This is a genomic window from Actinomycetospora atypica (genome assembly GCF_042653685.1).
Lineage (GTDB): Bacteria > Actinomycetota > Actinomycetes > Mycobacteriales > Pseudonocardiaceae > Actinomycetospora > Actinomycetospora atypica.
Genome location: NZ_JBHSIV010000070.1, coordinates 1 through 7,492, shown reverse-complemented (window position 1 = coordinate 7,492; position 7,492 = coordinate 1). Strand labels below are relative to the sequence as shown.

At 75.1% G+C, this 7,492-nt stretch carries 7 protein-coding genes and 2 pseudogenes; 5 read left to right on the top strand and 4 right to left on the bottom strand.

Annotated features, from left to right (window positions below):
• Window positions 1-458 (top strand): annotated as a pseudogene (locus ACFPBZ_RS29200) (serine/threonine protein kinase); the annotation flags it as partial.
• Window positions 455-2,425 (top strand): Stk1 family PASTA domain-containing Ser/Thr kinase, encoded by a 1,971-nt coding sequence (gene pknB, locus ACFPBZ_RS29195; protein ID WP_378039623.1) that lies wholly within the window; start codon window positions 455-457, stop codon window positions 2,423-2,425. The pseudogene ACFPBZ_RS29200 and the gene pknB, both read left to right, overlap by 4 nt.
• A gap of 46 nt (window positions 2,426-2,471) precedes the next feature.
• Here pknB and ACFPBZ_RS29190 read toward each other — a convergent pair whose 3' ends face one another.
• Entirely contained in the window at window positions 2,472-3,128 is a 657-nt protein-coding gene (locus tag ACFPBZ_RS29190) for an aminodeoxychorismate/anthranilate synthase component II (RefSeq protein ID WP_378039622.1), read from the bottom strand.
• A gap of 103 nt (window positions 3,129-3,231) precedes the next feature.
• Here ACFPBZ_RS29190 and crgA point away from each other — a divergent pair, with 103 nt between their 5' ends.
• Window positions 3,232-3,489 (top strand): cell division protein CrgA, encoded by a 258-nt coding sequence (gene crgA / locus ACFPBZ_RS29185; protein ID WP_378039621.1) that lies wholly within the window; start codon window positions 3,232-3,234, stop codon window positions 3,487-3,489.
• 96 nt (window positions 3,490-3,585) lie between these two features.
• Window positions 3,586-3,960 (top strand): annotated as a pseudogene (locus ACFPBZ_RS29180) (PH domain-containing protein); the annotation flags it as partial.
• Window positions 3,961-4,005: 45 nt separating this feature from the next.
• Here ACFPBZ_RS29180 and ACFPBZ_RS29175 read toward each other — a convergent pair.
• Both ACFPBZ_RS29175 and ACFPBZ_RS29170 read right to left on the bottom strand, forming a co-directional pair.
• Window positions 4,006-4,878 carry a rhomboid family intramembrane serine protease gene (locus ACFPBZ_RS29175; protein WP_378039620.1) on the bottom strand — a complete coding sequence of 291 codons (873 nt, stop codon included), beginning with the start codon at window positions 4,876-4,878 and terminating at the stop codon, window positions 4,006-4,008.
• Between the two features lie 35 nt (window positions 4,879-4,913).
• Entirely contained in the window at window positions 4,914-5,450 is a 537-nt protein-coding gene (locus ACFPBZ_RS29170) for a peptidylprolyl isomerase (RefSeq protein ID WP_378039619.1), read from the bottom strand.
• 105 nt (window positions 5,451-5,555) lie between these two features.
• Between ACFPBZ_RS29170 and ACFPBZ_RS29165 the strand changes: the two genes are divergently transcribed.
• The gene (locus ACFPBZ_RS29165; RefSeq protein ID WP_378039618.1) at window positions 5,556-6,434 is read left to right on the top strand and encodes a hypothetical protein; all 879 of its coding nucleotides are present in this window, start codon (window positions 5,556-5,558) and stop codon (window positions 6,432-6,434) included.
• 109 nt (window positions 6,435-6,543) lie between these two features.
• Here ACFPBZ_RS29165 and ACFPBZ_RS29160 read toward each other — a convergent pair.
• The coding region (locus tag ACFPBZ_RS29160) for an alpha/beta hydrolase (protein ID WP_378039617.1) at window positions 6,544-7,492 on the bottom strand (949 nt) is incomplete at its 5' end.

The following is a 7,492-nucleotide window of genomic DNA, read 5'->3' as shown; positions in this document are numbered from 1 at the left end:
CCGACCGCTGGGACGACGCCGCCCGCCGGCCCGAGCCGCGCCGCCGCGGGCCCTGGGGCGCCGTGGCCGCGGTCGCGGCGGTCGTCGCCCTGCTCGGCGTGCTCGGCTACGTCCTGGTCTCCAACACCGCGACCAGCGCGCCGCCGCCGGTCGCCTCCCCGACGACGACCACCACCACCGCGCCGCCGACGACCACCACGACGCGGACCTCCCGGACCACGACGACCACCACGGCCCCGGCCGGGAACACCGTCTCGGTCAGCAACATCGACTACGTCGGACGGTCGGCCTCGGTCGCCGGTGCGGCGCTGCGCGAGGACGGCCTCACCCCCGACATCCGCACGGTCCTGGGCGGACGGCCGAGCGACCCGTCGGCCTGCCGCGTGCTGTACGTCTCCCCCACCGGCGAGGTCGCGCGCGGGGACACCGTCACCGTGACCTGTCAGGAGTTCGGATGACCACGCCCCGCCTCCTGTCCGACCGCTACGAGCTGGGGCCGACGCTCGGCTACGGCGGCATGTCCGAGGTCCACGGCGGCCGGGACGTCCGCCTGGGCCGGGACGTGGCCATCAAGGTGCTGCGCGCCGACCTGGCCCGCGACCCGCAGTTCCAGGTCCGGTTCCAGCGGGAGGGCCAGAACGCGGCCTCGCTGAACCACCCGGCGATCGTCGCGGTCTACGACACCGGCGAGACCTGGGCCGACGACATCCCGCTGCCCTACATCGTCATGGAGTACGTCCCGGGGCGGACGCTGCGCGACATCGTCAAGACCGGCGGGCCGATGGACCCGACGCGGGTCTGCGAGGTCGTCGCCGACGTGTGCTCGGCGCTCGACTTCTCCCACCGCCACGGGATCATCCACCGCGACGTGAAGCCGGCCAACGTCATGATCACCCCCTCCGGGGCGGTCAAGGTGATGGACTTCGGCATCGCGCGCGCCCTCTCCGACGCCCAGCAGGGCCTCACCCAGACCGCGGCCGTCATCGGCACCGCGCAGTACCTCTCCCCGGAGCAGGCCCGCGGCGAGTCGGTCGACGCCCGCTCGGACGTCTACTCCACCGGCTGCGTGCTCTTCGAGCTGCTGACCGGGCAGCCGCCGTTCACCGGCGACTCCCCCGTGGCGGTGGCCTACCAGCACGTCCGCGAGGACCCGAAGGCGCCGTCGGAGCTCAACCCCGCGGTCCCGCCCGCGCTCGACGCCATCACGCTGAAGGCGCTCGCGAAGAACCCGGTCAACCGGTACCAGACCGCCGGCGAGATGCGCGACGACCTCGTCCGGGCCCTGCAGGGCGAGCAGGTCGACGCGCCGCTGGTGATGTCCGCCGACGAGCGCAACACGCTGATGACCGGCCCCACCCGCACGGTGGGTCCCGCGACCTACGCGACCGGACCCGCCACCGGCGACTTCGCCGCCTGGCAGGCCGAGCAGTCCGAGGAGCGCCGCCGGCGCAGCCGCCGCCGGCTGGGCGTGCTCGGCGGGGTCGTCCTCCTGGCGGCCGTGCTGGCCGGGCTGTTCTTCCTCGTCGCGCCCGGGAACAACGAGGTCGCGGTCCCCGACGTCGCCAACCAGACCCAGGACGTCGCCCTGCGGACCCTGACCGGTCAGGGGCTCAAGCCGAACGTCGTGCCCGTGGCCTCCGACGCCTCCCAGGTGGGCAGGGTCCTGCGGACCGACCCCCCGGCGGGGGCCGAGGTCGAGCCCGAGACCGTGATCGCCATGCAGGTCGGCCGCGGGCCCGACCGGGTGCAGGCCCCGAACCTCGTCGGGCAGACCGCCGACGCCGCCCAGCGGATCGCGCAGGGCGCAGGCCTCACGCTCACGCCCGTGCCCCAGCAGCGCCAGGTCGACGACCAGAGCCAGGTCGGCAAGGTCCTCTCCCAGGACCCGCCGTCGGGCACCCTGCTCTCCCCCGGCACCGCCATCCAGCTGACCGTCGGCCAGCAGCGGCAGACCATCAAGGTGCCGGACGTGACCGGCCAGGACCAGGCCACCGCGCGCACCACGCTCGAGGGCGTAGGGCTCGAGGTCACGGTCACCCAGATCGACGCGGGCGGGAACGCCGGCAGCGTCGTGTCGACCTCGCCGTCGGCCGGGTCGACCGTGAACGTGGGGTCGACGGTCACCGTGCAGGTGTCGAAGGGCAACCAGGTCGGCGTGCCCGACGTCGTCGGGAAGTCGCGGGCCGACGCGCTCTCCGCCCTCGCCTCCGCCGGGTTCACCGGCAACCTGCAGGCGACCTCGCAGGACGTCGACGACCCGGGTCAGGACGGCAAGATCCTGAGCCAGTCGCCGTCGGCGGGCAGCCAGGCCGGCGCCGGCGACACCATCCAGGTCACCGTCGGCCGGTACACCGGCGGCGGGGGCGGCGGGAACGGCAACGGCGGCGTGTTCGGCGGCAACGGCCTGTTCCCCGGCGGCGGCTGAGGCCCCGCCGGCCCCGTCCCGACGAGGCCCGTCCCGGCCTCCCGCGTCAGGTCGCGGCGGGGGGCGCGGCGGCGAGGGCGAGCGCTCGGGCGTCGCGCACGAGCTCGCCGACCAGGCCGTCGGCCACCGGGAAGCCGCACGACTCCATCCAGGTGGCCAGCATCCGGTGACCGTCCTCGGTGAGCACCGACTCGGGGTGGAACTGCACGCCCTCGAGCGGCAGCTCGCGGTGCCGCATCGCCATGAGGACCCCGTCGGAGGTCCAGCCGGTGGGCTCGAGCTCGTCGGGCAGCGGGTCGGGCCGCACCGTCAGGGAGTGGTACCGCGTCGCGGTGAAGGGGTCGGGCAGGCCCGCGAGCACGCCGACACCGTCGTGGTGCACCAGCGAGGTCTTGCCGTGGCGCAGTTCCGGGGCCCGCTCGACGACGCCGCCGAACGCCTGCCCCAGGGCCTGGTGGCCGAGGCAGACGCCGAGCATCGGCCGCCGCCGCTCCGCGCACCGGCCGATCACCTCGAGGCTCGCGCCGGCGTCGCTCGGCGTACCCGGACCGGGGCTGACGAGCACCCCGGAGACCTCGTCGACGAGGTCGAGCACGTCGGGGGCGTCGTTGCGGCGCACCACCGGCTCGGCCCCGAGCTGGGCGAGGTACTGGACGAGGTTGTAGACGAAGCTGTCGTAGTTGTCGACGACGAGGACCCGCACCGCACCAACCCTACTGCCGACCAGGTCGAGCCTCGCTCCGCTGCGTCTCCCGCGACCCCGCTACCGTGGGGTGCACCAGCCACACCGGTGAGTGGAGCAGCACGTGCCCAAGTCGAAGGTCCGCAAGAAGCCGACCTACACCCCGCCGCCGCAGGCCGCCGTCGCGCAGAGCGCCGGTCCCTCCCACCCGGCCTACGTCGCGATCATGCTCGGCATCGGCATCGTCGGGCTGGCGTGGCTGGTGGTGAACTACCTCGCCGGCGAGGACATCCCGGTCATGGCCGACCTCGGCGGCTACAACTTCCTCATCGGCTTCGGCCTCGTCGTGATCTCGCTGCTCATGACGATGAAGTGGCGCTAGGCGGAGCGCGAACTACACCGGTGTCGTTCATCCCCACTGTGGACAGGTCCTGTGGACAGCTCCGCTGACGAGCCGCCCCGCACCTGGTCCGCGCCGATGGGGGCGGTCGTCCTGGGACTCGTCGGCGCCGCCGCGCTGCTGACGTACGTCGTGCTCGGCACGCTCGACGGGCCCGGCCGCCTGCTGCTGGGCGTGGCCGGGGCGGCGGTCGGCGTCGCCGCGGTCGTCGGGCTGTGCGCCCGGCCGAGGCTCGCCGCGGCCGACGACGTCCTGACGATGCGCGGGGTCACCGGCGCCCGGGCGTGGCCCTGGACCCGCGTCGACGCCGTGCGGGTGGTGCGCATGCGCCGGCTCGGGATGCCGGCGGCCTACCTGGAGATCGACGCCCGCGACGACGACGGGTCGGAGCGCCTGCTCGTCCTGGGCCGCCTCGAGCTGGGGACCGACCCGCACGACGTCGCGGACGCCCTGCAGGCGCACCGCGCGTCGGCGGGGCGGGTCACGTCGGGCCGGGGCTCAGCCGCCCACACGGCAGGTCAGGGCGTCGCAGACCACGGTGCCGAACGACAGGTCGCGGACGGCGACGGCGAGGAGGAGGGCGGCGACGACCGCCCCGGCGATCCACAGGCCGACGACCGGGCGTGAGCGGGCCGGCCCGTAGGCCATCCCCAGGGCCACGACGGTGCCCGTCACCAGCCCGCCGAGGTGCCCGAGCAGGGAGATCCCGGGGAACGTCAGCGAGAACACGACGTTCAGCCCGATGATCACCATCGCCGACGTCGCCGGGAGCCGCATGCGGCGCAGGAGCACCACCAGCGCGCCCATCAGCCCGAAGATCGCCCCGGACGCGCCCGCCGTCGCCGAGACCGGCGACCCGAGCACCATCACCGCGGCCGAGCCGCCGAGCAGCGACGCGCCGTAGAGCACGGAGAAGCGCAGGCGACCCAGCGCGAGCTCGATGTCGCGGCCGATGAACCAGAGCGCGAGCATGTTGAACAGCAGGTGCACCGGGCCGATGTGCAGGAACCCGGACGTCACCAGGCGCCACCACTCGCCCCCGGCCACCTGCAGCGGGACCAGCGAGCCGGCGGCGAACACCGCTCCGTCGGTGTTCGCCGCGATGCTGCCGGCGTCGAGCGCGGTCCAGGCGAAGACCGCCGCGTTGACCGCGATCAGGCCCGGCACGACGACCGCGCCGGTGCGCACGGGACGGGCCCGACGGACGCCGCGCGCGCCCTCGGCGACGCAGTCGACGCACTGCAGCCCGACCGACGCCTCCCGCAGGCACTCCGGGCAGGCGGGCCGCTCGCAGCGGGTGCAGCGCAGCCCGGTGGGCCGGTCGGGGTGGCGGACACAGACGTGCGTGGCGGCCTGCGGTCCCGTCGTCATGCCCCCAGTGTCCCGAACGCCCGGTGGTGGCCCCGTTACGCGATCTCGACGCGCTCGATGACGATGTCGGTGGTGGGCCGGTCGCCCGGGCCGGTGGCCGTGGCGGCGATCGAGTCGACGACGTCGCGGCTCGACTGGTCGGCCACCTCGCCGAAGATGGTGTGCTTGCGGTTCAGCCACGTGGTGGGCGCGACCGTGATGAAGAACTGCGACCCGTTGGTGCCGGGCCCGGCGTTCGCCATCGCGAGCAGGTAGGGGCGGTCGAACTTCAGGTCGGGGTGGAACTCGTCGGCGAACTTGTAGCCGGGGCCGCCACGGCCCGTGCCGTCCGGGTCGCCGGTCTGGAGCATGAAGCCGGCGATCACCCGATGGAAGATCACCCCATCGTAGAAGGGACCGGAGGTCTGTCCCTTCGCGTTCGGGGTGCTGTACTGGCCCTCACCGGTCGCGAGCCCGACGAAGTTGGCGACGGTCTTCGGCGCCTGGTCTCCGAACAGGTTGACGGTGATGTCGCCGTTCGTGGTGTGCAGCGTCGCGGTGGTCGCGTTCTCGGCATTCGTCACGAGCGTCATGGTGCCACCGTCGGCCGAACGGGTGTGACGCACCGGTGGGTCGGGCACTTGCAGGCAGGGGACGGGCGGCATGATGAGCCGCCACAGATGAGTGAGGTGTGGCCGTTGAGCAGCAAGACCGTGATCGGTGCCAGGCAGGACCTGGACGATCTGCGCAAGGAAGGCGCCCGCGCCCGCAAGAAGGCGGCCAAGCACGCCGAGAAGGCCGCGGCGCAGGCCCGCAAGGACCGCGAGAAGGCCCGCAAGCAGGGCGCGAAGAAGCGTGCCGAGGTCCGCAGGGACGTCCGCGCCGCCGCCGACCAGGCCCGCCAGCGGGTGCTCGACGCCCGCGCCGAGGCCCGGAACCGCGCCCAGGAGGCGCAGGAGGAGGCCCGCAAGCGCGCCCTCGAGGTGCGCGCGGAGGGTCGCAAGCGCGCCAACAAGGCCGCGAAGGACGCCCGCAAGCAGGCCCGCTCGTACGCGAAGGACGCCCGCAAGCAGGCGCTGTCCGTCGCCGGCGACGCGCGCAAGCAGGCGCTCTCGGTCGCCGACGACGCGAAGAAGTACCTCGACAAGTCCTCGGTGCCCACCACCGTCGGCGAGCTGCGCAGCCTCGGGGACACCGTGCGCGGCCAGCTCGAGGGCGGCCTGACCGAGGCCCGCAAGGACCTCGCGGCGCGGATCGAGCCGGAGCAGACCAAGCGTCGCCGCTGGGGCCTGTGGATCGTCCTCGGCATCCTCGCCGCCGGGATCGGCGTCGTGGCCACGCGCAAGGCGCCGGAGCTCCCGCCGCCGCCCCCGCCCGCCCCGCGGCCCAAGCCCGCCCCGGTCGCCTCGACCGGGCCGTCGGCCGCCACCCCGGCCGCCGCGGCCGGTGCGGTGCCCGACCCGTCGGAGGCCGGCGGGATCGTGCCGCCGACGTCGCCGACCGACTCGGTGTCGCCGCCGACCGGCTCGCCCAGCTCGAACGGCTCGGCCGGCAGCACCAAGCCCGCCGGTAGCTGACTCGGTAGCTGACACTCGGAGCTGACGGTCGGTAGCTGACACAGCCGCCCGCCACGGCCGGTCCGGACCTCGTCCGGGCCGGCCGTCGGCGTCCGCGCGGCCGGATCCGTCAGGGCCCCAGCAGCCGGCGCAGCCGGTCGCCCACGCCGACGGACGGGTCGAGGGCCGCGTCCTGCGGGCGGCCCTGCACCACCGCGGCGATCCCCGCGGCACTCGTGCTGCCCGGTTCCAGGTAGCCGCGGTGGCCCCACGACCCGTCGGTCGCGAGGACCCGGAGTCCCGGCACGCCGTTCGGGTCGGGCCCGAACCAGCCGGCGTCGGCCACCGGGTCGCCGCGCGCCTCCGCCACCCACGTCGGCTGCCGGGGCAGCGGCGTGACCCCCGGGGAGCCCAGGAGCACCACGTCGTCGACCGTCGGGGCCCCGAGGACACCGCGGGCCACGGTGACGGTCCCGTAGGAGTGCCCGATCGCCGTGACGTGCCCGGCGGTGAGGCCGGTGAGGAACGAGCGCAGGCGCGCCGACGCGTCCTCGGCCACCCGCGGCGTGAGCACCGAGCGCGCGGGGTCGGTGACCTCGCTCCACTGGGGGGCGGGGTAGTCGTACCAGGCGACCACCGCGGTGTCGGGCCTCGTCAGTGCCTCGAGCTCGCGCATCCGCCCGGGCAGGTCCTCGGCGCGGGCCGTGAAGCCCGGCACGAACACCCCGACGTGCGCGGCCCGGTCGACGTCGCCGGCCGCGATCGCCGCCCGGCCCGACTCCGGGTCCACCGCGAGCAGCGCCCGGTCGCCGGCCAGGGCCGTGTCGATCGCGAGGATCCGCGTGAGGCGCCCCCGCACCGCGGCGAGGCGGGCCTCGACCTCCTGGAGGTCGCCGAACCCCGTCGCCGTCCCGCGGCGGCGCTCCAGGCCCGCCACCTCGGCCTCCGTCGCCCTTCGCGCCGCCGCCAGCCGGGCGCGGTTGGCCCGGTCGCGGTCGGCCGCCGCGAGCCCGTCGCGACCGCCGACCAGCGCCGGGCGCCCGTCGACCAGCCGGTCGCGCTCGTCGGCGCCGAGGTCG